The 24,173-nt window shown below is 60.2% G+C and carries 20 protein-coding genes; 13 read left to right on the top strand and 7 right to left on the bottom strand.

What is annotated here, in order from left to right:
- The first annotated feature begins 12 nt into the window (after positions 1–12).
- Positions 13–1,557 (top strand): SulP family inorganic anion transporter, encoded by a 1,545-nt coding sequence (locus E5K02_RS22925; protein WP_135398399.1) that lies wholly within the window; start codon positions 13–15, stop codon positions 1,555–1,557.
- Positions 1,558–1,650: 93 nt separating this feature from the next.
- On the opposite strand, the gene E5K02_RS22920 is transcribed toward E5K02_RS22925, so the two are convergent.
- Both E5K02_RS22920 and E5K02_RS22915 read right to left on the bottom strand, forming a co-directional pair.
- Positions 1,651–4,248: a toprim domain-containing protein gene (locus E5K02_RS22920; RefSeq protein ID WP_135398397.1), complete on the bottom strand. Its 2,598-nt coding sequence runs from the start codon at positions 4,246–4,248 to the stop codon at positions 1,651–1,653.
- Positions 4,249–4,352: 104 nt separating this feature from the next.
- On the bottom strand, positions 4,353–4,763 hold the full coding sequence (locus tag E5K02_RS22915; protein ID WP_135398395.1) for a hypothetical protein: 411 nt from the start codon (positions 4,761–4,763) through the stop codon (positions 4,353–4,355).
- 268 nt (positions 4,764–5,031) lie between these two features.
- On the opposite strand from E5K02_RS22915, the gene E5K02_RS22910 reads away from it, so the two are divergent.
- The 11 genes from E5K02_RS22910 (at position 5,032) to E5K02_RS22860 (ending at position 15,664) form a co-directional block, all read left to right on the top strand.
- Positions 5,032–5,805 (top strand): hypothetical protein, encoded by a 774-nt coding sequence (locus E5K02_RS22910; RefSeq protein WP_135398393.1) that lies wholly within the window; start codon positions 5,032–5,034, stop codon positions 5,803–5,805.
- 305 nt (positions 5,806–6,110) lie between these two features.
- Positions 6,111–6,491, top strand: coding sequence for a hypothetical protein (locus E5K02_RS22905; protein WP_135398391.1), 381 nt, complete (start codon positions 6,111–6,113; stop codon positions 6,489–6,491).
- A gap of 17 nt (positions 6,492–6,508) precedes the next feature.
- Positions 6,509–6,835, top strand: coding sequence for a hypothetical protein (locus E5K02_RS22900; protein WP_135398388.1), 327 nt, complete (start codon positions 6,509–6,511; stop codon positions 6,833–6,835).
- Positions 6,804–9,422, top strand: coding sequence for a VirB4 family type IV secretion system protein (locus E5K02_RS22895; protein ID WP_135398386.1), 2,619 nt, complete (start codon positions 6,804–6,806; stop codon positions 9,420–9,422). Before E5K02_RS22900 ends, E5K02_RS22895 begins: the two co-directional genes overlap by 32 nt.
- Positions 9,419–10,597: a conjugal transfer protein TraG gene (locus tag E5K02_RS22890; protein ID WP_167856554.1), complete on the top strand. Its 1,179-nt coding sequence runs from the start codon at positions 9,419–9,421 to the stop codon at positions 10,595–10,597. Before E5K02_RS22895 ends, E5K02_RS22890 begins: the two co-directional genes overlap by 4 nt.
- A gap of 114 nt (positions 10,598–10,711) precedes the next feature.
- Positions 10,712–11,461, top strand: coding sequence for a conjugal transfer protein TraK (locus tag E5K02_RS22885; RefSeq protein WP_135398382.1), 750 nt, complete (start codon positions 10,712–10,714; stop codon positions 11,459–11,461).
- Between the two features lie 21 nt (positions 11,462–11,482).
- On the top strand, positions 11,483–12,376 hold the full coding sequence (locus tag E5K02_RS22880) for a DUF4138 domain-containing protein (protein WP_167856553.1): 894 nt from the start codon (positions 11,483–11,485) through the stop codon (positions 12,374–12,376).
- A gap of 20 nt (positions 12,377–12,396) precedes the next feature.
- The gene (gene traM, locus E5K02_RS22875) at positions 12,397–13,800 is read left to right on the top strand and encodes a conjugative transposon protein TraM (RefSeq protein WP_135398378.1); all 1,404 of its coding nucleotides are present in this window, start codon (positions 12,397–12,399) and stop codon (positions 13,798–13,800) included.
- 31 nt (positions 13,801–13,831) lie between these two features.
- Complete coding sequence (locus E5K02_RS22870; protein ID WP_073112467.1) at positions 13,832–14,719, top strand: hypothetical protein; 888 nt, start codon at positions 13,832–13,834, stop codon at positions 14,717–14,719.
- 6 nt (positions 14,720–14,725) lie between these two features.
- Complete coding sequence (locus tag E5K02_RS22865) at positions 14,726–15,265, top strand: hypothetical protein (protein WP_135398376.1); 540 nt, start codon at positions 14,726–14,728, stop codon at positions 15,263–15,265.
- A gap of 15 nt (positions 15,266–15,280) precedes the next feature.
- Positions 15,281–15,664 (top strand): hypothetical protein, encoded by a 384-nt coding sequence (locus E5K02_RS22860; RefSeq protein ID WP_135398374.1) that lies wholly within the window; start codon positions 15,281–15,283, stop codon positions 15,662–15,664.
- 98 nt (positions 15,665–15,762) lie between these two features.
- Here the strand turns inward: E5K02_RS22860 and E5K02_RS22855 are convergent, their stop codons facing one another.
- From E5K02_RS22855 to E5K02_RS22840, 4 genes are all read right to left on the bottom strand, one after another.
- Entirely contained in the window at positions 15,763–17,100 is a 1,338-nt protein-coding gene (locus E5K02_RS22855) for a type II toxin-antitoxin system HipA family toxin (RefSeq protein WP_135398372.1), read from the bottom strand.
- Positions 17,097–17,444, bottom strand: coding sequence for a helix-turn-helix domain-containing protein (locus E5K02_RS22850; protein ID WP_135398370.1), 348 nt, complete (start codon positions 17,442–17,444; stop codon positions 17,097–17,099). The genes E5K02_RS22855 and E5K02_RS22850 overlap by 4 nt, the downstream gene beginning before the upstream one ends.
- A gap of 252 nt (positions 17,445–17,696) precedes the next feature.
- Positions 17,697–21,017, bottom strand: coding sequence for a hypothetical protein (locus E5K02_RS22845; RefSeq protein WP_135398368.1), 3,321 nt, complete (start codon positions 21,015–21,017; stop codon positions 17,697–17,699).
- Between the two features lie 15 nt (positions 21,018–21,032).
- A complete protein-coding gene (locus E5K02_RS22840) occupies positions 21,033–22,283 on the bottom strand; it encodes a hypothetical protein (RefSeq protein WP_135398366.1) in 1,251 nt (416 codons plus the stop codon).
- 210 nt (positions 22,284–22,493) lie between these two features.
- Between E5K02_RS22840 and E5K02_RS22835 the strand changes: the two genes are divergently transcribed.
- Positions 22,494–23,045 (top strand): heavy metal-binding domain-containing protein, encoded by a 552-nt coding sequence (locus E5K02_RS22835; RefSeq protein WP_135398364.1) that lies wholly within the window; start codon positions 22,494–22,496, stop codon positions 23,043–23,045.
- A gap of 85 nt (positions 23,046–23,130) precedes the next feature.
- Here the strand turns inward: E5K02_RS22835 and E5K02_RS22830 are convergent, their stop codons facing one another.
- Positions 23,131–24,108, bottom strand: a complete 978-nt coding sequence (locus E5K02_RS22830) for a DUF4396 domain-containing protein (protein ID WP_240737421.1) — start codon at positions 24,106–24,108, stop codon at positions 23,131–23,133.
- Positions 24,109–24,173 lie beyond the last annotated feature (65 nt).

Here is a 24,173-nt window from a genome sequence, read left to right as displayed (position 1 = left end):
TCAGTGTGATTCATGCAACAAGTAGTTCAGTACTTCAGTCAGTACAAAGTCAGTTACAAAAACGAAATTCTCTCGGGCCTCACGGTAGCCCTGGCCCTGGTGCCGGAGGCCGTGGCCTTTTCCCTCATTGCCGGCCTCTCGCCCCTGGTGGGTCTGTATGCGGCCTTCGTCATGGGCCTCGTGACCTCGCTCATCGGCGGCCGGCCGGGCATGATATCCGGCGCCACCGGGGCCATTGCTGTGGTGCTGCTGGCTCTGGCCAAAAGCCACGGGGTGGAATACATCTTCGCCACCGTCATCCTGGCGGGCGTGCTGCAGGTAGCCGCCGGCGTGCTGCGGCTGGGCAAGTTCATTCGGTTGGTGCCGCACTCGGTCATGTTCGGCTTCGTCAATGGACTGGCCATTATCATCTTCCTTTCGCAGCTGGTGCAGTTTCAGACCGTGGACGCGGCCGGCGCCCACCAGTGGCTCACGGGCTCAGCCCTCTACACCATGCTGGGGCTGGTAGGCCTCACCATTCTCATCATTGCCGGGCTGCCGCGCCTCACCAAAGTGGTACCGGCCTCGCTGGTGGCCATTCTGGTAGTGTCCGGGCTGGTAATTGGGCTAGGCATTTCGACCAAAACCGTGGGCGACATTGCCTCCATCAAGGGCGGGTTTCCGCCGTTCCACATCCCGGCCGTGCCGCTGACGCTGGCCACGCTGGGCATCATTTTTCCCTACGCGGCCATCATGGCCGGGGTGGGACTGATTGAGAGCCTACTCACGCTCAATCTGATTGACGAAATCACCGAGACGCGGGGCAGCACCAACCGGGAGTGCGTGGCGCAGGGCGCGGCCAACATTGCCTCGGGCTTTCTCTTCGGCATGGGCGGTTGCGCCATGATTGGCCAGAGCCTGATTAACATCTCCTCCGGGGCGCGGGCGCGGCTCTCGGGCATCGTGGCGGCTGTCATGCTGCTGGTGTTCATCATGTTTGGCGCGTCACTCATCGAGCGGGTCCCGATGGCGGCACTCACCGGCCTCATGATTATGGTGGCCGTGGGCACATTCGAGTGGGCCTCGCTGAAAACCTTCGGCAAGATGCCGGTGTCGGACCTCATCGTCATGGTGCTCGTAACGGCCATCACCGTGCTGCTGCACAACCTGGCCCTGGCCGTGCTCATCGGCGTGATTATCGCCGCCCTGGTCTTTGCCTGGGAGAATGCCAAGCGCATCCGGGCCCGCAAATACGTGGACGAAGCCGGCGTGCGCCACTACGAAATCTACGGACCGCTGTTCTTCGGCTCAGCCCAGGCCTTCGGCGAGAAGTTCGACGTGCTCGACGATCCGCGTGAAGTCATTATTGATTTCAAGGAAAGCCGCGTAGCTGACATGTCGGCCATTGAGGCACTCAACAAGCTCACCGAACGCTACCACCGGGCCGGTAAAACCGTGCACCTGCGCCACCTCAGCCCCGACTGCCGCCGCCTGTTGGGCAAAGCCGATTCCATCATCGAGGTCAACATTATGGAAGACCCGCTCTACACCGTGGCCGGAGCCAACGTCATGTATTAACATCCAACTGGCCATAACGAAAAACACCGCTCTGCAAATCAGGGCGGTGTTTTTCGTTGTGGCCAGTCAGTTAACTGGGCGCGAAGCGCCCGGCTACCGGGTGATTTCCTGGGTACGCTGCGGCTGGGCCATTTCGTAGCCCTTGCTGATTTCGCGGCGCTCGGCCCGGTCGCTGCTGTGCTCAATCACGCTGCTGCCCTGCTGGCTGGCCACGGCATCGAGCGTTTGGCTGATTCGGGCAATTTCGGGCTGGTCTGTTCGGTACGAAACCTTCATCTCCGAGTGGCGGATGCCCTGCGCATCAGTCGTACTCTGAATATCGCCGGTCTTCGCGCCGCTGCCTGCCACGGCTTCTTTCACGGCTTCGGCCTGGCCGCGGGCACCCAGCGCTGGCGTAACCTCTTCCACCTTGATAACGACCTGCTTCTCGTCGCCCTGCGGCGCGGGGACTGCTTCGGCGGCCCGATGCTCCGGCGACCCCTCGGCTGCCGGCGTGGCCGATGCCTGGTCCATGCTCCGGTCGCGGTTGTGGGGCTGAATGGCGGCGGCCTCGGCGACTACTTGGCGTGCTGCACGGTCGGCCTCGCTCTCGCTGACGCTAACGCCGGCATATACTTCCTGGCCGGCGTCGGCCCGGGCGTTGGTGTTCGTAATGATGGCGTGGATGATGGCAATATCGGGCTGGTCGTTACGATAGGTCATATCGAACTCAGCGCGGCGGATGCCCTGCTCGTCAATCGTGCTGCGGATTTCGCTCGTCTTGTAGCTGTACGAGCTGTTATCCAGCACCTCCTTCCAAGCCTCGGCGCGGCCGGTGGTGTTGGGGGCAACTTCGTCAATCTTCCACGTCGCGGTTTTCTCCTCAGCGGCCGGCACAGTGGCCAGCGTCGGGGCTAGGTTTCGTTCGGCGTAGCGCGCCCGGTCACGGCTTTCCTGCTGCTCGGTTTCATCCACCTTGCGGCCGGTGGGGGCGGGGTTATCGTTGATGTACTCTTTCAGCAAAACCAACCCCGCATCTCGGGCGTGCACAAACTGCGCGGTGTGCGCGGCGGCTTCCTGCTCGGACTGGTAGGAGCGGAACGGGCGCGACTCCGGCGTGGCGTCGGTACTGGCGACGGCCGCGCCCAGCACGGCCTGATTGAATCGGCGGTCTTCCGCGTCGCGCTGCTCTTGAGCTTCCGGGGTGCTCTCGCGGCGCTGCTGCTCCTGCTGGCGCGCCAGTTGGCGCTGCTCCTGCTCCTGGCGGTGCTGCTCGGCGAGGCGCTGCTGCCGCTCCGCTTCGCGCTGCTGCTCGTCGCGCTGGGCCTGGGCGCGGATTTGCTCGGCATTCAGGCCCAGCCGGGTTAACTCCAGGTCGCGGTTCCAGTCTTTTGCTACCGGGTAATCTACCCGCAGGAACGTCTCTTGCTGGCGCTCCGGCTCCGGGCGTAGCTGTTCGCGCTGCCGGTATAGCTCGTGGGTCAGCACCTCCAACTGCGCGGTGTCGGCTTTGGCCACCGACAACCGCAGTACCGTTTCCCGGTCGGAACTGCGCTGCACCTCCAGGGCAATGGTGGGGCCGGCTTCCTGGGTGCCGTTCATCTGGCCTACCCGGTCGCTAAGCTGCTGCACCTGCTGCGCGCCGGCTTCGGCCGAGTCGTGGTGATAGGTCACTTTCAAGCCCGTGTGGTACTTGTCGCTGGTGGCGTGCCACTCCACCGGCCGCGTTGGCTCTTTGTAGGCTTCCTGCTCGGCCACGGGCACCAGCGGCCGGGCCGGGTGCAATTCATTCAGGTAGTTCATGTTGAACTGCCGCCCCCCGGCGTCGCGGTCGTTGGCCAACACGACCTCCCGGGGCTCCTGCTTGTCAATCACCCGCTGAATCAGGGCTACCTGGGCCTCGGTCGGTGTGCCGCTGGTGGCAATGTAGATGGTGTTTTTCTGGTCCTGGCCGCTTTTCAGCTGGTGGTGGGACAACGAATCAATGGCTGATTCGCTGACGATGATGCGCTCCACCTGAGTGCCTTTCCCCTCGGTGGGGTGGGATACCCAAATGCCGTTTTTAGGCAATGGAAGCAGGTTTTTGTAGTGCTCGTTCTTCTGCTCGACGCTGGCCAGCCCCTCGGCGTTGTACAAAGGGAAAGCCGTGTTTTTGTGCTCGTTCTGCTGCGCGGTGAAGATGCGGCCCCGAAAAGCCGGGCTGTCGATGGTCTGGTCCTCGATGCCCCGGCCGTGCAGGTACGTGCGGTCGGTCAGTTCCCGCTTCACGCCCAGCACCTCGGAGATGAGCCGCGTCCGACGGTCCTCCTCGGCCTGGCGCTCGTGGTCGGGGTTGCCAACGGGTAACGCGTTCAGCCGGGTCACGTCGGCGGCCGGGGCATAGGCACGAGTTGGGGCAGGCCCGTCATTCAGATACTCGCGTAGCTGCTGGCGGACCTGCCCCAAATTCAGCCCGTGGCCATCACCGCCCCGGGTTTTCGCAAAATCAATGACGCTGCCCTTGTCCCGGTCGTCGCCGGTATTGAGGTACACCTGATGGTCGTCTTTGCGCGTGACGATGAGCACCTCCCCGTCTTTTTCGAGCTGGTGCCAGTCGCCGCGCTTGCCTTCCTTTTTTACCTGGTAGCCCTGCCGCTCGGCGTAGTCTACGAGGTCAATATCACGCTTGAACCGGTCAAGCTCGTTGGGGTCGTTCTCACGGGGTGCATTCATCGCGGGTAGCTTACTGGTGGTCTTACATGACCAGTAGCTCCGGGCGGGGAAAGAAAAGCGGTGAGAAGTACCGCTCGGCTACCAGGAAGGCTATCCGGTCGTGGTTACGGGGTAGGGGTTTCCGCGCCGCCCGTGGCGGCTTCGGATTCGGGAAGGGGAGGGTTGCCACTGTCAAAGCACTTGAGCTGCTGCTGAAAAGTGGTCAGGGCTTCTACCGTGGGAAACAGGAAGCGGGGACTCTGGCTATTGGGGGGGATGCGGATTACCTCCGTATCGACGGCCAGGCTGCGGAGCAGGCGCTGTAGTAAGCGCGGCTCTTCGCGTTTGAGGGAGTTGTTTTTCAGGCCCACGATGCTGGTGTAGGGCAGTTCGTGCTGTTCGCAGAACGACTTCAACTCCCCCTTGGCCAGCATCAACAGGCGAAATTGGGCGTAGCGGATGGCGTCGGCATAGGGAACGGAAAGCTTTAGGTCGGGGAAGCCCAGCGGGGCCGAAATGTGTGGAGATGGTACCATGTAAACAGTTGGTGTTATAGTGCAAAAGGTGTGAGTGGACAGATGCTTACGCAAAGAATCCACAAAGACACAAATTGCAGCTAAACGCTGCAAACAGGTAACTCAAAAAGCCAAAATAGTACGATTAGCCGCCGGTCAGCTTAATGGGTGCAGAGGCTGCGGAAACGGACTACTGCGGCTAACGCAGAAACTCTTAAGAAGTTTAAAAGAATTACTTTAGAAATCTTTCAGAACTTTATCAGAACACGGGGCGTAAAGCATCGCCAGTATGCAAGCTGCCCTGTTCTTCCTGCTGGTACTTCTGCCCCTCGCGGCCCTGTTGGGGTTGGTGTGGTGGCGCTTCACCGGCAGCGGGAAGGGCAAGCCGGAGGTGCTGGTAGCCACCAGCAACCACCGGTCGGTGCGCTCCTTTCACTATGGGCCAAAGCCGACGCCCGCGCCGGCCGAAGCCGCGCCACCCGTGTCAGCCGACAACCCCATCTCGCGCTTGATGCCCGAAGAGGATTTCCGGGCCAAGGAGGAGCAGGAGCTACAGGCAGAAGCGGACCGCATGGAAGCCGACCAAATCACGGCGCGGGAGCTGGCGGCTACGGAATCTGCGGCGGATGCTGCAGCTGAGAATGAGGCCGCTATGACAGCAGAGGTGCCGGCCACTGAGGAGGCAGAGGCCACGCCGACCGATGGTGCGCCACCGGTAGTCTCTTCGGTTCACGCGCTAGGTACGGCGGCAGTGTCGGTTTTTGATAGGCTTGGTATCGACGAGCCGGAAAGCCCGACCACTACGGGCATGGAAGAAGCGGCATTTCCAACTATTGAAACGGCCTCTACGGCTGACACTTCGCATTCAGCCCCGGTAGCTGCGGCAGATGATGCCGTGCCGGAATCCCTCTATGACAACCCGATTACGACGGCCGCCCCGACCAAAAATGACCAAGCCAATCAGCTGAAGCAGGTAGAGCTACGCCAGCGCAAGCGGGCAGCCCTCGCGGCCAAGAATGCCAGCCAGAAAGCGGCGCTGACGGGGCTGTATCCCGGAAAGTAAGCCGGCCCCGGCGGCCGGCACCCGGCCTACTTACGAGCAACTACCCATTCTCATTTCTACCCTCCCGCTATGCTACCTCACTCATCCCCGCTACCCGCCGCCCCGGCCTTCCCACTTCTTCCAGTGCCCGCCCCAGCCGCCCCCAGCTGCTTTTAAGCACCGGGCCAGACCTGTCTGGCCGGGGCGCAGCCGCGTGCCAGCCCTGCACCAGCAAGTCAGCCGCTGTTGCGCTGCGCCTAATCCGTTTTCCACCGCTTCCGGGGAGATAAGCGCCCTCACACTCCATTTCCAACACCCTTTCCCCAATGTTCACCAACCCCCTTTCCCTGGCCAAGAAATTGGCAGTTGCCGGACACGCCTACCAACCATCCAAAGCAGAGAAACGCGCCTATGCCATGCTGACCGCCCTGGCGTTGTCCAACCGGGCGGCTTTTGCCCAAAGCGGTAGCGCTCAGGGTGCCCTCGAAGGAGTACAGGAAACCGTCGTGGGCATCGTGCAGGTCATCTTCGCCATTATCCTGATTATCGGCCTGATTCGCGTGGTCATGAAGTTCGTGCAGGGTGCCCCGGATGCGCTCGGCTCCCTGGGCTGGCTCGTCGGCGGGGTCATTCTGTGGTTCGGCTTCCAGCTGTTCAAGGACGATTTGGTAGGTGCCGTAGGCGGCGGCGAAGGTGGCGTACGCTAAGCCCTGAGTCCGTTCTCATGCGCTCTTATAAGTCTATTGAGCGACCAGCCCAGGTCCTGGGGATGAATATTCAGGACCTGGGCATCATGGTTGGCCTGTTCATCGGTTCCGTGCTGCTGCTCGGATTTCTGGGGATGGCAGTCAAAATCCCCCGCATTATCTACCTGCTAGTCATCATCGTGGAACTGGGCCTCATCATGGGCCTGCGCTACCTGAGCCGAAAGCAAGCGCCCGGCTTTTTGATGGGGTGGCTCTCCTTCACCTTCATTCAGCCCCGCCGCCTGGCCGTGGGGCCTTTACCAACTCCCGCTCATGACAAAAAAGCCAAAAACCACCGCGTTTAACGCGGTGATGCCGGTGCATAGCTTCGAGGGCGACAAGGTCGTGTTCAAGGATGGGCGCGTCGGCGTGGGCTTCCTGGTCGAGCCGGCCGAAATGGAAAGCTGGACCATTGAAGACTACGAGGCCTTCCAAGCCGCCCTCGTCGGGGTGCTGCGGGCCCTGCCGGTAGGCAGCATCGTGCAGAAAACAGACATCTATTACGACCGGCCCTACCGCGAAGACAAAACCCAGCAGACCTACTTTGAAAACAAGATGAACAAGCACTTCTACGAGCGGCTGGTGCTGTTTCAGAAGTCTTACTTGTTTGTCTCGTTTGCGCCGGCGGCGGTAAAGTCGCCTAAAACCAACGCAGTCAATGCCCTGGTGGCCCGCGCCGGCGAGGCCGTGCTCAAGAATCCGTTTGCGCAGCTGGTGCAAACCCTGGAGGTGGCCGAAAGCGGCGCGGTCGAATTCATTCAGGGCATAAAGAACCTGGGCGGCGTCACCTTCGAGCGGCTTAGCAGCCAGGAAATCCACCAGCTGTACCTGCAGTACTTCAACCTCAATTTCGACGGCCAGCCCACCCGGCAGGAGCGCGAGATGGGCAACGATATGGGCACGTTCAGCGTGGGGGAGCAGAAGGTCAATGTCCTGTCGATGGTGGGCCAGGGCTCGGACGCCTACCCGGCCGTGAAAAACAGCTACGGCGTCACCGCGCCCATGCTTTACCCGCTCACGCATATTCTCCAGTGCCCGCACGTCCTCACGCAGGCCCTGATGATTCAGGATACCCGCGCCGAGCTAAGCAGCCTGGATACCGACCGCAAGCTGAACGCCTCGCTCTCCTTCCTGGCCACCCAGGATAACCACCTGCGGGCGGCCGAAGTCGAGGAGTTTACCGCCGAGGTGCGGGCCGAAAACAAGCAGATTGTGGGCCTGCACCTCTCGGTTATGCTGTGGGATACCAACGATACCAGCCGGCGGGAAAACGTTGAGCGGGCCACGGCCGCCTTCCGCTACATGTTCGGCACGGAAAGCGTGGTGGAAAGCTACCTGGCCCTGCCGGTGTTCTTCGGCCTGCTGCCGGGCAACGCCAACCAGGTGCCCGACCGCTGGCTGACCACCACCGCCGACCGGGGGGCCTGCTACATGCACTGGACCGCTACCTACAAAACCGACCCGGTAGGGGAATACCTCACGGACCGCTTCCGCAATCTGGTGCAGGTGAACCTGTTCAACACGGCACTGGACAATCAGAACGCCATGGTTATCGGGCCTTCCGGCTCGGGTAAGTCCTACACTTTCGGCAACCTGATTGTGCAACGCTACGAGAAAGGAGCGCGGCAAATCATCATGGACGTGGGCGGCACCTACCGCAACGTGCTGCAGTCCCTGAACGGGGAGGATTTCGACAACACCTACTTCGAGTACGACCCGCAGCGTCCCATCGAGTTCAACCCCTTCATCGTGCCCCGAGACAAAGCCAACGGCAACAAGTGGCTTTACAACGATGAGAAAACTAACTTCCACCTGGCCCTGATTGCCGCCCTCTGGAAAGGAGGCAAGGATACGGGCCTGGATAAGTCGGAACGCACCATCCTCAGCCGGTTTCTGATTGAATACTACGGGTATCTCAACGAGCACGACAAGCTGGGGCAGAAGGATGAGGAGTTTCCCGGCATGGAGAGCTTCTACCGCTTCGTGGAGCGCTACGATGCCGATATGCAAAAGCCGGTGTCGGTGCCCGGCGAAGGGCAGGAAGCGGACCCGCTGGACGGGGCGCGCCGGCAGTACCAGAAAAACATGAAGTACATCGACATGCACCAGTTCTTCCTAGTGCTGGGTCAGTACATCAGCGGCGGGCGCTACGAGCGGGTGCTCAACGCCAAGCGCGACGTGGACTTGAGCGAGTACCGGCTCATCTGCTTTGACCTCGCGAAGGTGCAGGCCGACCCCGACCTCTACCCGGTGGTGGCCATGCTCATCACCGAGCTGAGCCTGGACCTGTTCCGCAAGTTCCCGGATGACGTGAAGTACATCGCCCTGGATGAAGCCTGGACGATGCTCAGTGGGGTGCTCTCGGAGTTCATCGAATCCATGTACCGCACGATTCGGAAAACCAACGGCTCGGTAACCATCATCACCCAGGGTATCACCGAGATTACAAGCAGCAAGATTGGGCCGGCCATTATCAATAACTCGGCTACCAAAATCATCCTGCGGCACATCAACCCGGACTCGCTGGCCCAGCTGCAGGCCCCACTCGGCCTCACCGGCCACGAGATGGACCTGATTAAGTCGGTGCGCTCGACCGATGCCCTGCGCGAGTTCTTCATCAAGCAGGGAGCCAAAGGGAAGGTATTTGCCCTGGAGGCCTCACCCCAGCTCGATGCCATCCTGACGTCCAAGCCGGTGGAGCGCAACCACCTCAACAAGCTGGTGAAGTTCTACCAGCAGACCAACCGCCGCCCCAAAGTGGACAAGGCCGGCCAGCTCGTGGTCGGCACCGATGGGGAGATACAGTACGAGGACGTGAAAGTGCAGCGCCTCGACTACGCCGTGGACCAGTTTGTCGAAGATAAGCAGAGCCGCAAGCTCGGGGGAAAATGATGAGCAACTTTCTAATGGTGGCCTACGGCATCGACCCGGGGTTTCTGCGCGCCTGTGACCAGACCTTAGCCATTGTGCTCACGGCCTGCCGGTTTCTGACGCCCTCGCTGATGGGCATCGCCCTGCTCTACACCATCGGGCGCGGCTTTATCAGCGGCAGTGGCCTGGCAATGGACTGGGGGCCGATTATCAAGGCTACCTGGATATTCTTCCTGCTCTTTTTCTACCAGAGCCTGATTGATACCCTGGGTACCGGCATTGCGGCCTTTACGGCCCTGTTCTCTACCGACCAGTCCGCGGCCGAAGCCCTCAGCGCCCTGACCACGCCGCCAGCGGTGGCGGCCGCGGCCAGCAATGACAATATCGGGATGGGCGACATTGTATCGGGGGCGGCCGCCATGATTAGCAGCATCTCCGACACACTCAGCTCCTTCACCTTCTCGGGCATTATGACGCGGCTTTTCACGGCTACCACCGTGCTTATCGTCCGGGAAATAATGACGTTCCTGCAACAGTTCATCCTGGGCTTCCTCTACGTTTCCGGCCCTATCGCCATGACGCTTTCCGTCATTCCGGCCTTCGGTCAGCTGGCTATGAAGTGGCTGCAGAACTTCATCGCCGTCCAGATGTGGGGGCTCACGTTCGTGCTCCTGGATACCATGTACGGCTTTTTTGCCGATACCCAGCGGGTCGCGGGCGGCATCCTGGCCAGCGGCGGGCCGGCCCAATCGGTGGATGATACCAAGTTCATGCTCATGTCGGTGGCCTTCGTGATGCTCTACATCATCGTGCCCTACCTCACGTCCATGTTCATCGGCTCCTCGGCCGTGCAGGGATTCGCTGGCCAGATGGCCGGGATGGCAATGGGCGCGGCGACGACGGTGGCCGGGGTAGCGGCTCCCGGCGGCGGCGGTCTGGCCTCGGCCGTGGGTCGGGCAATGGGCAACGCTGGTGGCAGCGGTAGCAGTGGCGGCAGCGGTAGCAGTGGCGGCAGCGGTGGCGGCAGCGCAGGTAGCCCCAGTGGCGGCGGCAGCAACGGCGGTGGCGGCGGTGGCGGCGGTGGCGGCGGTGGCGAAGCAAGTAGCTCCGCCTCCTCGGGCCTGCCCTCCATCACCATGTCGGACGCCCTGAACCCTTCCTACCGGCAACGGGCCTCGGGCCTCTGGACTACCTAAATCCCCTCTTCTGCAAGGGTACTCTCTGCTGCTCACTCAAGGGGGCGGTAGGGAAGAAAATGCCCAAACGACCTGATTTCAACCTTCCAGCCTGACTTTCTAACCAGTTATACGATGGATTCCGCCAAAGATTTGAGTACCTCCTTCTCCACCATGCGCAACCTGGCGCTGGGGAGTGTTTTAGCCCTGCTGCTGGTTGCCCTGGCCTCGGGCTTCCTGGTGTACCGGGCTTACGAAAACAGCGGTAAGCGCGTGTACGTCGTCTCGCAAACCGGCTCGGTAGCGGCCCTTTCGGCCGGCACGGATGCCCACACCGCCTACGAGGCCCGCAACTTGGTGCGCCAGTTCATGCAAACCATGTTCGGCCACGACCAATACACCTACAAGGCCAACCTGGATGCGGCCCTGCCGCTGATTGAGGGCCGTGGGGGCCGCCGGATTTACGAGGGCTTCACGCGGGGCCAAGTGCTGCAGAACTACGAGCGGTACGCGGCCCGCAACGTCGTGACGGTGGATAGTGTGCTCGTGGACATGAGCAAGCGCCCCTGGGCCGGTCAGGTCTACATCAAGCAGCGCATTTTCATCGGCGGCCAGCAGAAAGAGCCGCTGCCGCTGGCCGCCAAGTTTAATCTGGAAGAAACCAACCGCTCGGATGCCAACCCCTACGGGCTGCTGATTACCAACTTCGACTACATCCCCTACACGCCCACGCTGACGCGGGAAGAAACGGAGCTGCTGCAGGCCCAGGAAGCCGACCGGCAGCGTCGCCTGCAGGAAGCGCAAAGTGGCCTGGCCCCGGCCCCCGATGAAGCTCCGGCTCCGGCGGCTACCACTCCCGCGCCGGCTGGCCCGGCTGCTCGCTAACCCCTAAACCTGATGTCAATCATGCCTAATTATATCCTGCCGGCCCTGCTGGGCCTGCTTTTTTCCGCTGCCGGGGCCTCGGCCCAAACCGCCCGCCCGCAGCGCCCGCCTTCCTCGGTGGTAGCAGCCAATGAAACCCTGCTGGACGTGGCCGTTTCGGACAGCTCCACTACCTACCTCGTGTTCGGTGGCCCGGTGTCGCTCGTCGATGTGGGCATGGCCAATAACTACCTGGTCAAAATCGAAGCAAATGCCGTGTTCGTGCGCGCCAAACGCAAGAATGCGCCGCCCACGCCCATGCTCATTCGCTACGGCTCGAAGTATTGGATGGGGCGTCTCGTGTTTGTCAACCGGCCGGTTCTGCAGCTCTACGACTTTCAGAAAGACGGGGCCCTAGGCATGAGCGGCACCGGCACGGCGGCCGGCTCGGCCCCGGAAAACGAGCTGGCGCTGGATAAGGAGCTGGCGAAGAAAAACGAGGTCGAGGGCAAGCTCAGTAAGCTGCGCAAAGCCAAGGAAGAGCATCAGGCGGTAGCCGTGGTGGATAATGACCTAGTGCTGTCGCTGGCCAACGTGCGCAACGACAAGGATTTCACCTATCTGCGCTTCAAGGTCATCAACAAGACCAACATCGACTACAACGTCGATTTCACCGATTTCCAGTTGGTGGAAAACGCCCAGAAGAAGTTTCTGGCCCGCAAAAAGAACGAAGCACGCCGGCCGCTGGCTCCCTCGGGCGGGCTGGCCAATCAGATTATCACCGGCCGCACCACCGGCTACCTGACCTACGCCATTCCCCTGTACGCGGCCACGGAACGCGGCTACCTGGAAGTAACCCTGCGCGAACTGAACGGGGCACGGGTGCTGGTGCTGCCGGTGCCCTCGCGGGTGATTAACCGCGCCTCCACCATTTAAGGCCGCCAGCCCCTATCCCTATGGAACCCATCACCTCCCAAAATCAGCCGGCCGTTCGACCGCCGAACTCCGATAATGAGCAGGAGCAGCGGCCAGCGGCCGTGTTTGAGAAACGCACGCCCACCGAAATTCTGCGCACCAACTGGATGGCCTTTGCCGGCCTGCTGCTGGTGCTCGTGGTCGGGGGCCTATTTCTGTGGCTGAAGTCCGCGAAGGAAGCTGCCCAACAGGAAAAGGAGCCGGTAGCGGCGGCCTCGGCCAATATTGAGCCGGAAATTGCCTCGCCCGAAACCTCGCCGGTTGCGCCCGTCGCCTCGCCTTCGGCCCAAATCGAGGCCCAGCGCCGCGCCGAAATGGACGCTAAATCGGCCCCGGCTACCCCGACCGATGAAGATGTGGTTGATGTGTTTGCCGTCGATACGACCGGGCAGGCGCTGCGGCGGCGGCGGCGTGCCCAGGCTTTCGCGCAGGCGGCGGCCCGTCGCGCCGAGGCTGCCCGAATAGCCGCGGCCGACGTGGATACCGTCGAGACGACTATTCAAGACCCAAGCACCGGCTCTTACCGCTCTGAAACGCTGGTGGTGCCCCGTCGCCGTATAACGGCCAGCGGCGGCGGTGGCCGGCGGCGCACCTCTTCGGCGGCCCGTAGCCTGGTGCCGGCGCGGGACGCGGACGGTACCCCGTTTGAAACCGACCCGGACGTATTGGCGATGCTGGCCAGTTCCCCGCCCGAAACCCGCGCTGCCTACGAGCGCATGACGGGCAAGCGCTACCGCGACCCCAACCAAACCGCGCAGCTATTGGCCACCCGGATGAATGCCCCCGGCATGGATGGCTTCAATACTGTCAAGGTGGGCGGGAGTTCCTCTCGCCTGATGGCGCAGGGCAACTACCAGCAGCAACAGCAGCTCACTCCCGACGTGTTTTTTAAGTGCGTCATCAACGGGGAGCAGAAGGTCCGCACCGGCTCGGTGGTCATTCTGCGCCTGCTGGAAGATGCCGTAGTCAGCGGCGTGACCTTTCCCAAGAACATGGTCTTCGCGGCCGTGGCCACGGTGGGCAATAACAACGTGACGCTGGAAGTCAACCGCCTCGGCCCAACGCGGGTCGATGCCGACATCTACGACTTCAACTACATGCCCGGCATCATGATTGACCCGGTGAAGCGCATTGCCAAAGATGCCTCGATGGCCGGCAGCGACCTGCAGCAGCAGACCACGCAGGAAATCAGTACCGCCATCGACCGCTCGGCCTCGGCCGCTAACTCGGTGGTGGGCGTCGGGGGCCGCGTCGCGGCAACGGTGCTCTCCCGGCCCAAAACGCGCACCAAGCTGCGCGATGTGCTGCTCCCCGATGGCTACCCCATCCTGATTACCACGGCGGCGGCCGGCCAGTTGGGGCCGGAAGCCGCGAGTGGCCGCTGATTCCTTTCCGTTCACCTAAAAGCTTACGACTATGAAAAAGCTCCTTTTGCCCGCTTTGCTGGCCGTTACGTTGGTTTTCTCCACCAAGGAGGCCTCCGCGCAAGCCGTGGTAAATGACCCGCTGCACATGGGCATTCACATTGGCGACTTCGCCAAACGGCTGGCCCAGTGGACCGAAACCGTCAAAAACTACCAGGTAGTAAAAGATGCCCGGCAGATTGCCGGTGTCACCAAGGATATTACCGGTCAGGTAAAGGACATTACCGACCAGACGCTGCAGCTACAGCGGCAGGTGCAGGCCGACTTACGGAAGGTGCAAAGCATTCAGGATTTGCGCCTCTCCAACCCGCAGGAGCTGTTTGCGCGGGCGCTGTCCATGTCGGGCCGGGGCCAGAGCAACCAGTACATGCCGGTGTTTCAGAAAGCCGAACGCCTGCGGCAGGCCCTGCAGCTCAACAACCCGCAGCAGGACCTGAATACAGTGTACGACGTGTTTTCCCGCTTCGGCGCGGGGGCCACGGCCGGCAACAACCGCATGAGTTCTTCCCAGTATCAGGCCAAGCGCGAAGAAGCCGCCGTTTCGACCTTCGCCTACGAGGAGATGATGCAGAAGAAGAAGATTGCCACCGCCTTCGGCTACTACAAGATTGCCGACGAAATGACGCAGCAAAGCATTGAGATGAATGCCACGCTGAAGAATCCGGGCCGCTACGCCATGACGGAAGGCGAGCGGATGGCCGCCCTCAACTCCTCAAACGACAACATGATTAAGGCCATGCAGCTGCGCCAGGAAGCCGACCGGCTGTTGGCCGAATCCTCGCAGCCAGGTCCCTCGCGCCAGGCGGCGGAGCTGGTCTACGCCGACGTGTTGGTTCAACAGTCACTCATTAAAATGGACCGCGCCCGTCCCCGTCGCTAAACCCGCATGAAAAAGCTCCTGCTTGTGGCGCTTGCAATGGCTGGGGCCGGCACATCGCCGGCCCTGGCTCAACGCCACGTTAAACACATTTCCAGCTGGGGTGCCCACCTCGGGCGCTCCGAAAAAGGCGACTACTACGAGTTGAGCTACACTTCCATGCTCACCAACAAGCTGGCCCTGCGGGCCAGTGGTCTGCGGGATGCCGGCAACCTGCGCACCCAGGGTGAATACTCGACCTATCAGGGCCGGCTGTTCATCGCCCCGCAACTGTTCCGCATTGGGGAGTTTGCCTACGTGCATCTGCTCATCGGGGCGGAGGCCGGCTACGAGCGCACCAAAGAGAATCGCACGGGCGAGTTGGCTGCCGATGCCAGCGAGCCGCAACGCTTCACCTACGGCCCGCAAGCCGGGGCCGAAGTTGATTTCTTCCTCGGCAACCGCCTTTCCCTCGTGGCTACCGGCACGAAAGGCTACCTGTTCAACAACCCTTTAATCGACCAATGGCCCGGCAACGCGAGTGCCGGCCTGCGGTATCACTTCCGCTAACCACCTTTCTGACCTATGAAACGACTTGCTTATTTACTGCTGAGCTGCGCGGCCCTGGCCACCAGCTGCTCGAAAGACAACGATGCGACGCCCTCGGGGCCAAAAGAGTATCAGGTAGAGTACAAGGTTACTTCCAATGCCCCGGTATCGGACTACCTGAGCTACACCAACGAAAGCGGCGGCAACACGACGCTCAGCAACACGCCGCTGCCAGTGAGCTACAAGTTTAAGCGCACCATGAAGCAGGGCGACAACCTGACCATCCTAGCCAGCATCGACGGCGGCACGGCAGCCTCTGAAATTACCTGCGCTATTCTGCTGGATGGCAAAGAGGTGAAGAAAGAAACGGCCAGGGGCGCCGATGCGCAGGCCGTTCCCGTGTATGTCATTGGGCAGTAGGGGAGTTAATCTGCGCAACTCGCTCTGTTGAAAAACCCCGCCTTCCTGGCACTTGAGCCCTTGTCGAGCCCTTCGGCGTCCTAACAGTATTGGTACTGCTAGAACGTCGAAGGGTTTACTTGTTTAAGGCCGTTGAAAAGCTGCAAGCGGTGCGTTTTGGCAATAGCCTGTTGCTGCTTTTTCGGCACGTCCGCTTCGGCTGCAAACGTAGACCAGTTGGCTACCGCGTCGACTACCTGCTGGATTATCTCTCGCGGCTTTTTCACCTGCACATTCTTGGCTAGTTGCAGGAAGTCCTCCTCCGTAAAGTCATCGACCTTGCCCGCCAGCGACATCTGGTGGTGGCTGGACCACTCGCCCGTGGGGTTGTAGGAATACGTCACGTCGTACGCCGGGGACAGACTCCACTCGCCCGCCGGGTTCATCAGGAAGGAGATGTTCTTGGTGTGGTCGTCCTGGTTACGCGCCACCACGTTGAACACCATTCGCCGGTAGAGCTCCTCCACGGCCGGGTGCGGCAGCCGCAGCTTCCGCAAGACCTGAAAGGCCTGCTCGTAGGTGTAAAGCCCGGGCTTATTGTAATCAAAGTGTGCCATGCCGCAGAGTGTTTGCATGTGCAGCCGCTGGCTGCCTGCCACCCGGTCAAATCGTCGCGTCATGAAGTGCGCCCGGCCGTTCTCTTCCAGTAGCTGGCAGTCTGTCATCTGCAGGCCCGCCTGCCGGGCCATCAGGTGGTAAGCGTATTCGATGCGGCCGTAGCCGGCCGGGTCGCCCAAGCTGGCGTTGGTTACCCCGTCAAGCTTGAGCAACCAGTGCTCGAAGCCCTCGGGGGCATCGACTTGCCCTGAACGGACCTCTTTGGTGTCGGCGTTATAGGCAATCACGGCCTTGGCCCGGGCACCACCGGCGGAAGTGCCCACGCTGATGATTTCGGCCAGCCCCTCGGCGGCGTTGGTGCCCAGCGACGTGTGCAGGCTTTCCCGGTTGGTCAGCACCTGCCGGGCGAATTTCACGAGCTCGCCCACTTCCAGTGAGGTGCCCTTTTCCAGCGCGGGCTGCGAGGCCGGTTCGTACACCAGCGCGCCCATCCCCCGGTGGCCGAGGTAGCACAAATGCTCCACGGGCGTAAAGGAAGCCGCGTCCCGCCCCTTGGCGGCCAGCCAGGCGTCGATGAGCTGGCGCCCGTACCGGTCGGGCAGACTGTCGGCCAGCAGACCGGGCAGTCCCTGGTAGGTTTCCCGGTTAAGGGTGGCAAAGTCAAATTTGCGCGATTTCCGCCCTACCGGCAGCGGCATGATAATCGGCGCCAACTCCAGTCCCGTGCGAAGAAAGGCAGGCTCGTATTCAAAGACGCCAATGCGCCGTTTTTCCTCCCATAGCACGTACCCGACGCGCTGGCCCCAAATAGAAACCGTGGCAGTTATTAGCGCGCTCATAGTTCGCTTGTTGAAGATTCCTCGTCCCGGCGGCTGGCCCGCTGCCGTTGCTGGCCCGCTAGGCGCACGGCTTGCAAGGGGCTGATGGTAGCCGACTCTTCCAGCACTTCCAGCACATCGAGCCGCCCCAGCGCGCGCAGCAGCTGCACCAGCGTCAGCGTGGAGGCCGGCCGGCCGTTTTCGACTTGGCTGATGGTCCGTCGGCTCAAGCCCGTTTGTATTGCCATCTCCTGCTGCGAGATGTCTTGATTCAGCCGAATAAGCTGCAGGTTGCGGCCAATTTCTTTAACCGCAGCTACGTCTGACAAAGCGTACCAGTCCATAATGACACTTTTAGATAGCATTAACTGCCATTATCCTTGTTAATGTTACGTAAAGGTACCATTAATCAGCCAATAGCAAAGGAGCTAGCTATGCGATAATGATACGTATTCCTCGCACTAAATACCCATTCGCCACTTAATGACACGCAAAAGTTACATTATGAAACTTGTCTTCATTAAATTAACGGAAACCCATCACTATAAGGAGATAAGGAAATCAGAATACAATCTGAGTTTCTTCATTCGCTGTGACTGAAAGGTAGGAGCAAGAAGTTACAACAAGGGATTGTGCTCGTCGTTGACATCGGTCTGCACATTAAATCGCTCATTCATGAACTCCCTCACTGCACGAGGATTAGGAAAGCGGGCATTATTCTCCAAGCCGAAGGCGCTTAAAGAAATTATGGGCATTTGCTCCAAGCTCATTCTAAACTCAGCCGATTGGAATGCCTGCAGAGGAAACTCCATCTGCAGTTCTACTTCGTCTCGCTCCAGGATGCGCTGAAACTCTACTTTCAAGGCAGCTTGGTGTTCCGCTGGCGTCGCGAACTTGCGCCCTTCAACTAGTCGGTTAGCTTTATAGGAGAGCATGAAGTTCATCATGGCCACAACAATCTGCCAGTCTGGCCAGCCTTCTTCCCGCAGGGTTTGCAGCCAGGGACCGTAGCCGGCATCCAGCTTTAGGCGGGCAAGTGTCTGATGGATGTTGCGCACTGCTTTCTGAAAGCGGTTTCCAATGTTTTGGACGGCGGTTGAAGGATTGTATTTCTTGCTGAGGCCTGCTTTCGGCTGCATGAACAGGTTAATCAACGGGAAGTCGGGTACGGCCGGCAGGGCAGAGAACGTATCGCGACCAAACGCCCCGAACGCTTTTTCGGAAAACATCGACCGGTACATGCGCTGGTAGGAGGTTGCCTGCATGGATTTTGCACCCAGGTTACTTTCCGTAAAGAGGCCCCAAAACGCCTCGTTATACTCGGTTACGGGCAGTAAGCTGATGTCCTGCAGAATGGCTTTGAGCGCGACGCTGACGAAGGCAACCCCCAGTTTTACTACTTCATAGTCCGAGCTGTCAACCCGCTGCACAAAGGCCTTCCACTTTGCCTTTCCATTATCGGGCAACTGTTCGGGCTCGCGAGGGGTATCGGTAATTTCCAGGGTGAGGTCAACAAGGCCACTGGGCAAATGAAAGTCAACCTTGGAAAGCGCTATTTCCACCAGCAACACCTGAAGCATGGCGCAGAAGTCCTCGCCCAGGGCAGTCATTTCGTACGAGTTGGAAAAGTGCACGTGCCATTCTATTGCTAAGGCGTGAAACCGAGCGGTGCGCTCGGGCCCCATGTCGTTAAGCGGGGCATCTGCAAAATTCTTGGTAAGGCCGGCACGTAGTTTAAGCTCCGGCAAGTCAGCCTGAAGTACGGCCAGCAATTCATCCAGGTACTCTTCTTTTAAGTACCCGGCCTCGGATAATTTGGCTTGCGTCATGACCTGTAATTCCGGGGCCAGAAGGGGCGCGGCATACAACAGAAAGCCATAATTCATGATGCTTTTCTGGGGCATCTCGGTCCCCTCCGCGTCGATAGGTTCGGGGTCGAACTCATGTCGCGACATCATGTAAAGCTCAAAGTCCAGCAGGGCGCTAAACCAAGCACCCTGAACGAAATCAGCGTGGAAAACCATGCCGATTCCCTGAGCAATTCGCTTCACTAGTTTACGACTGCCTTTCTGCCAGCTGACCCACGTGGCCCACAGCCCATAATACTTCGCCGCGAAGTGCATATCCAAGGCGCCGTAGACCTGGGCAATGTTAAGCAAGGCCAGGGTATAGCCCTCGAACGTCTCATCCTGCAGCCACAACGCTTTGGCCTCGTGAAAATCCCGAAGTGCTTTGAGTAGGGCAGTGGGGGTTTTAGTCTCCAGGTAAGCGGCGCCTGAAACCACTAGGCGGCGGGCCCGCTCATGCGCACCCCGCTTCTTTTCGACCACGGCGTCAAGTCGGCCGACAAACTCTCTAAATGCATCAATCAGCACCTCGTTCTCTTCCTCGTCCATCCGAATTAACAAGCGGATGTGCGTGTGGATACGGTTGCTCAACTGCGTCGCATTGTAGAGACGGGCTTCGTCCAAATTTATCAACAGCTGCTCTAAAGGCGCCATAATTTTGGCCACATTCTTCTCGCTCCGGTCTTGGCTGCTCGCAAAAAAGTAGAAATTAGCGGAGCACTCCAATAGCCGGCACAAGTCCGAAGCATTGCTCGTTTGGCTCAGGAGCTGGTCCAGCTGCAGCTTGAATTGCTGCAGCCACCCGGCGGTTTCTACGGGGGTTAACGCGGACTTTTTGTTTAACGCGGAGGCCGTTACCAGGAAAAGCAGGCTCTGAATATCTTCGAAATCTCCGGCGGCGGTGAAGGCGGAAAAGTCGCTAAAGTATTCCCGGATGTGGTCTTCCAACCCGAACAAATTCCCGAGAGCAGGCGCCAAATACTCGGTGGGCCGCATCCGGAGCCAGATTAGCTCGTAAAGCCCCTTTTTTCGAAATTCGGGCTGCTGTTGCAATTCCGAAATGTACCAAGTGAGCAAGCCAATCCAGAAGGCGTCGTGGGACTGCAGAGTCTTGGCAGCCCGGCAGTAAGAAACAGCCTGTAGCACCTCGTAAAATTCGCCGAGGCGAAAATCTGTCGGCTGACCGATTTCATTCCATTTGGTGAATACTTCGTGGTACCACAGGTCTTCCAAGGTGCCCGCCTGGAGCAGGAGGTTCGTGAGTTCCCCATTCACCAGCTTACGGTCCTCGGGTGCCTGCTCGGAGGCTTTAATATCTACCCGCATGCACAGCATGCCCAAAAATCCCTTGCGCCGCTCCTTGGGCATATCCGGCAGCTGCGCCACCAGTTCTTCGAGGCGGGCAATGGTGCCCTTGAAGGCCTCGTCCGGGCTCAGGCCATCAAAGCGCCATTTAATACGGCGTGTAAAATCGTCCCAGTCCCGGTCAGTAAGCTTTTGAAAAACCGTGACCGCCTCCCATAATACCTGCCTTTCAGCCTCTATCACCAAGATGGCCTGAGCGTCCTCTGCTTTCTTCTTCAGCCTTTCGGCGAGTTGGTCAGCCAGTTGCGTGGTACGCTCGTCCACATAGGACGTGACGAGTGCTTTAACCTTTTTAGCACACTCGGTGAGCAGGACATCGGGAAGAGCTTCCTGGTTGGTCACCCAGCGGCGCAGCAAATCTGACTCATTGCCCTCGCGGTGTTCCGCAATGCGACTGTTGGCTTCAAAAACAAACTCCTTGTCCTTCGCCGCATAATCTGTCTTAACGTGCAACATAAAGAAGTGCGCCACCGCCTTCTGTATCTCCTCGCTACGAAAAGAAAAAGGGGTGGAATACAGCTTTAGCTGGCGGAACGTAGCGGCTTGCGTTAGCTCGTTGTGTTGAAAAATATCCTCTTCGTAGTCGCAATAAATTGCTTCGTCCACCTGGTCCAGATAGTTCTCGAGCCATGTTTCAACGGTTTTAAACACCTGATACTGATAACCCCGCATAGAGGCGCTGGCATCGGTGTTTTTTGCAAACAGGAAGAGTTTAGAAATGCTCATTGCGCAGTAAAAGCATTAGCCGACTGACCGCGCAATTTTGCGCATGGCCGCCGGCGAATCCCCAAACTTGCACAGCGCCTCGCAATGCTGCCGTAACTCCGAGAACAGAATGTAGTGGATAGTCGCCCCGGCGGCCCGGATGGCCGGGCGCGACAGCTGGGCCTGCACTTCCTTCTCGCGGGCATCGGGCACGACCAGATACAACGCCGTTTCGTTCTCGGGCATGGAAAACGCCAAGTCCGTCAGGCGCAGGATGCCACTGTAGATGCTGGTACTCTTCTCTACTTCAAAAGCGGCCACCACCCGGCTCGTTCCGGGTGCAAACCACACGATGTCAATCAGGCGAATGGTGCTGGCCACGTCGGCCGGCACGGGCAACTCGGGATGCTGGTCGAGGCAAAGAAACGAGAGCTTCTGGCCGCCGCAGAGGCGGTTGCGGTCGTTGATGGCCGTGGTCACGTCGCAGCCCAGGGCCTTGCCGATGCGCAGCAAATGGTGCTGCATCTCGGTGTGCTGATTTTCCTCCTGCGCTTCGGACTGCACCTCTTTGTGGCGCTTCTGGGCCTGCTGCTGGTACTTGTCGCGCTCCTCGTCGGTGGTGAACTGCTGGTCGCCGGCAATCATCTTTTTCACGCCCACGTCAAAGAGCAGGCCGGCCAACGCGCCGTAGTCCAGACTCAGGTGTTGTCGGTGGGCCAGGTTCAAATCGCGCAGCTGCTCGCGCATGCGCAGGTACTCGGGCCAGGAGCCGAGCTTGATTTTCTGGCCAAACAGGGCGTTGAAGCCGTTGACGATGGCCGTGTTGCAGGGCGGCATCAAGGTCGGGTGCAGGAAATACAGGATGCTGGCCACGGCCGGCCCCAGGCCCTTGATTTTGCGGCGGTCGAGTATCTCTATTTCCTTGAGCAGCTGCTGCTCGGTGGTGGCGGCCAGGCAGCTTTCCAGGAATTGGCCAAACGCGCGCTTGTTGTCCTCGTGCTCGTAGATGTCGGGGATGCGCAGCTTGGGCTTCCAGTAGAAGGGGTGGGCCGCGCCCTGAAATACCTGTTTCTGCTCGCTGATGACGCTGAGCACGAATTCCAGTGAAGTGCCCTTAAAATCGTTGCCGAAGTTGCCCGCTTTGATGTCCTTAACCACCTGCTGCACCCCGCGCCGGATGGAGCGAAAGGCCTTCAGGCGCTCCTCGTTGTTGATAAACCAGGTGTTGTAAACGGACTCAGAATCGGCTTTGTATTGCTGGATAAGGGGCGGTAGAGCGGCGGACATAAAGGAGCGTAAGGCCAATAAAGCAGCTAAGATGCACAGAAGCGCGCAATCGCGGTCAACTCAAATCAGGCGCCTCTTTCCTCATCCAGTCGGTTCGGTTGTTTGTCTCCGATGAAACTGGCACAAATGATGATAACTGCCCACCCGAGCAACCATTGCCGGCGATATTCCCACCATGGGCCACTGGTCGCACTACCTTAACTTTCCCTCATGAAAACTTCGCACTTCCTGCTGGCCGCTACGATGCTCGCCGCCCCGCTTTCTCTTTCGGCCCAGCACAGCCACAAGCCTGGCGCCGCCGCCCACGGCCACAAGGCCGCTGGTGAAACCCACGCCCACAAATCTCCCCACGGGGGCACGGTGCGCACCGCGGGCAAGTACCACATCGAATTGGTGCAGCACGCCAACGAGGTGCACGTGTACCTGCTCGACGGCAAGGAGAACTCCCTGGCCGTTAACCGCACCACCGGCTCGGTCATGCTCCTTAGCACGACGGGCAAGACCAGCACGGTGAAACTCACGCCCGCCGGTGACCATTTGGTGGCCGCCCTGCCCGCCGGCTCGATGCTGCGCACGGCCATCGTGAGCGTGAAAGCCAACGGCAGCTCGCTCAGCGCCCGGTTTGAAAAGCTGGACGCGGCCGCCAAAGCCGGCAAAACGGCCGGCACGGCCTACGAATGCCCGATGAAGTGCGAAGGCAGTGCCAGCGACAAGCCCGGCAGCTGCCCCAAATGCGGCATGGCCCTGGTCAAAAAAGCCTAAAAGCCTTTTAACCGCCGCAGGCCGCCGCCTGCCTTCTGATTTAGCCAGCGCGGCCCCATGACTTGTTTGGGGCCGCGCTGGCTATTTACATTCGGTGGCCCGGCATGTCCATGCCCGGCATGGCCTCCATCGGCACGCCGGGCCGCATGGACAGGTCGCCGTAGCGGGCCGCCAGCCAGTAGCCGACGGCGAGCATCACCAGCGTTATCAGGGTAACCACCGCTTTGCGCAAGCCCGACACCTGGGCTCCGCCTTCCATGTTCATGGGCATCGTGGCCATGGCATGTCCCGCGTGCGCAGTGGCTGCAGACGCGGTGTGCGACATGCCACCCATGCTATGGCCGGCATGCGCCGAAGCGCTGACTTCTTCAATTGCCGCCCCGCCTTTGCCCAAGGCGCGCTCGGTGCCCATGCCGTGCTTGAGCTGGTTTTTAACCAGCCAGTAGTTGACGGGGTAGGAGACCACCACGCCCACCAGCGTCGCGGCCGACATGGCCGCCCAGAACCAGGGCGAAGTGGCTTCCATGGCCCGCATGTCGCGGGTCATCAGAATCACCATGGTGGGCAGCATGCCGGCCATCATGGCGTTCATGGATATCCACTCCGGCAGAAAGGACTGGCGCAGGGCCTCCCCGTAGCTCAGGCCCATCATGTCCTTCATGAACAGGGCCTGAAAGATGAACAGGCCGAAGACAAAGCCCGCGGCGTACTCTATCCAGATGTCCACGCCCATGCTCAGCCCAAAGTAGCCGGTGAGGGCGGCGGCCACGATGATGCCCGTCGCGTCGCCCGCCGCGCAGTGAATGGTGGAGCCCACGGCCTGCTTCCAGAGCGGCGCTATAAAGGCCTCGTGGGTGCCGGGCGAAGGCTCGCGGCAGGAAAACCAGTAAATGAGCAGGCCCACCGGGCCGGTGTAGAGCGTGACCAGGACCCAACCCCACTTCATAACCTTCATCTCCGGCGTGCGGGTGAACAGGTCCCAGGCCACGTAGAGCACCGAGAGCAGGGTCAGGCCAAACCAGAGCCAGAGCGCCCAGTCCGGTGCCCAAGGGGTATTGTGCATTTCCATAGGGATGGGAATTAAAGTAAAAAAGCAGCGAACCCGGGGGTCCGCTGCTTAGGGATACG

This window comes from Hymenobacter metallicola (genome assembly GCF_004745645.1).
GTDB classification, from domain to species: Bacteria; Bacteroidota; Bacteroidia; order Cytophagales; family Hymenobacteraceae; genus Hymenobacter; species Hymenobacter metallicola.
Note: the sequence above shows the minus strand (reverse complement) of the source record. Positions and strands in the feature narration are given on the sequence as shown.

Coding starts and splice junctions, on each gene's coding strand:
- E5K02_RS22865 (WP_135398376.1), top strand. CDS start 14,726: ATGAAAAAGCTCCTGCTTGTGGCGCTTGCAATGGCTGGGGCCGGCACA.
- E5K02_RS22870 (WP_073112467.1), top strand. CDS start 13,832: ATGAAAAAGCTCCTTTTGCCCGCTTTGCTGGCCGTTACGTTGGTTTTC.
- E5K02_RS22925 (WP_135398399.1), top strand. CDS start 13: ATGCAACAAGTAGTTCAGTACTTCAGTCAGTACAAAGTCAGTTACAAA.
- traM (WP_135398378.1), top strand. CDS start 12,397: ATGGAACCCATCACCTCCCAAAATCAGCCGGCCGTTCGACCGCCGAAC.
- E5K02_RS22920 (WP_135398397.1), bottom strand. CDS start 4,248: ATGAATGCACCCCGTGAGAACGACCCCAACGAGCTTGACCGGTTCAAG.
- E5K02_RS22895 (WP_135398386.1), top strand. CDS start 6,804: ATGACAAAAAAGCCAAAAACCACCGCGTTTAACGCGGTGATGCCGGTG.
- E5K02_RS22845 (WP_135398368.1), bottom strand. CDS start 21,017: ATGAGCATTTCTAAACTCTTCCTGTTTGCAAAAAACACCGATGCCAGC.
- E5K02_RS22860 (WP_135398374.1), top strand. CDS start 15,281: ATGAAACGACTTGCTTATTTACTGCTGAGCTGCGCGGCCCTGGCCACC.
- E5K02_RS22830 (WP_240737421.1), bottom strand. CDS start 24,108: ATGCACAATACCCCTTGGGCACCGGACTGGGCGCTCTGGCTCTGGTTT.
- E5K02_RS22905 (WP_135398391.1), top strand. CDS start 6,111: ATGTTCACCAACCCCCTTTCCCTGGCCAAGAAATTGGCAGTTGCCGGA.
- E5K02_RS22835 (WP_135398364.1), top strand. CDS start 22,494: ATGAAAACTTCGCACTTCCTGCTGGCCGCTACGATGCTCGCCGCCCCG.
- E5K02_RS22890 (WP_167856554.1), top strand. CDS start 9,419: ATGATGAGCAACTTTCTAATGGTGGCCTACGGCATCGACCCGGGGTTT.
- E5K02_RS22840 (WP_135398366.1), bottom strand. CDS start 22,283: ATGTCCGCCGCTCTACCGCCCCTTATCCAGCAATACAAAGCCGATTCT.
- E5K02_RS22900 (WP_135398388.1), top strand. CDS start 6,509: ATGCGCTCTTATAAGTCTATTGAGCGACCAGCCCAGGTCCTGGGGATG.
- E5K02_RS22850 (WP_135398370.1), bottom strand. CDS start 17,444: ATGCTATCTAAAAGTGTCATTATGGACTGGTACGCTTTGTCAGACGTA.
- E5K02_RS22885 (WP_135398382.1), top strand. CDS start 10,712: ATGGATTCCGCCAAAGATTTGAGTACCTCCTTCTCCACCATGCGCAAC.
- E5K02_RS22915 (WP_135398395.1), bottom strand. CDS start 4,763: ATGGTACCATCTCCACACATTTCGGCCCCGCTGGGCTTCCCCGACCTA.
- E5K02_RS22910 (WP_135398393.1), top strand. CDS start 5,032: ATGCAAGCTGCCCTGTTCTTCCTGCTGGTACTTCTGCCCCTCGCGGCC.
- E5K02_RS22855 (WP_135398372.1), bottom strand. CDS start 17,100: ATGAGCGCGCTAATAACTGCCACGGTTTCTATTTGGGGCCAGCGCGTC.
- E5K02_RS22880 (WP_167856553.1), top strand. CDS start 11,483: ATGCCTAATTATATCCTGCCGGCCCTGCTGGGCCTGCTTTTTTCCGCT.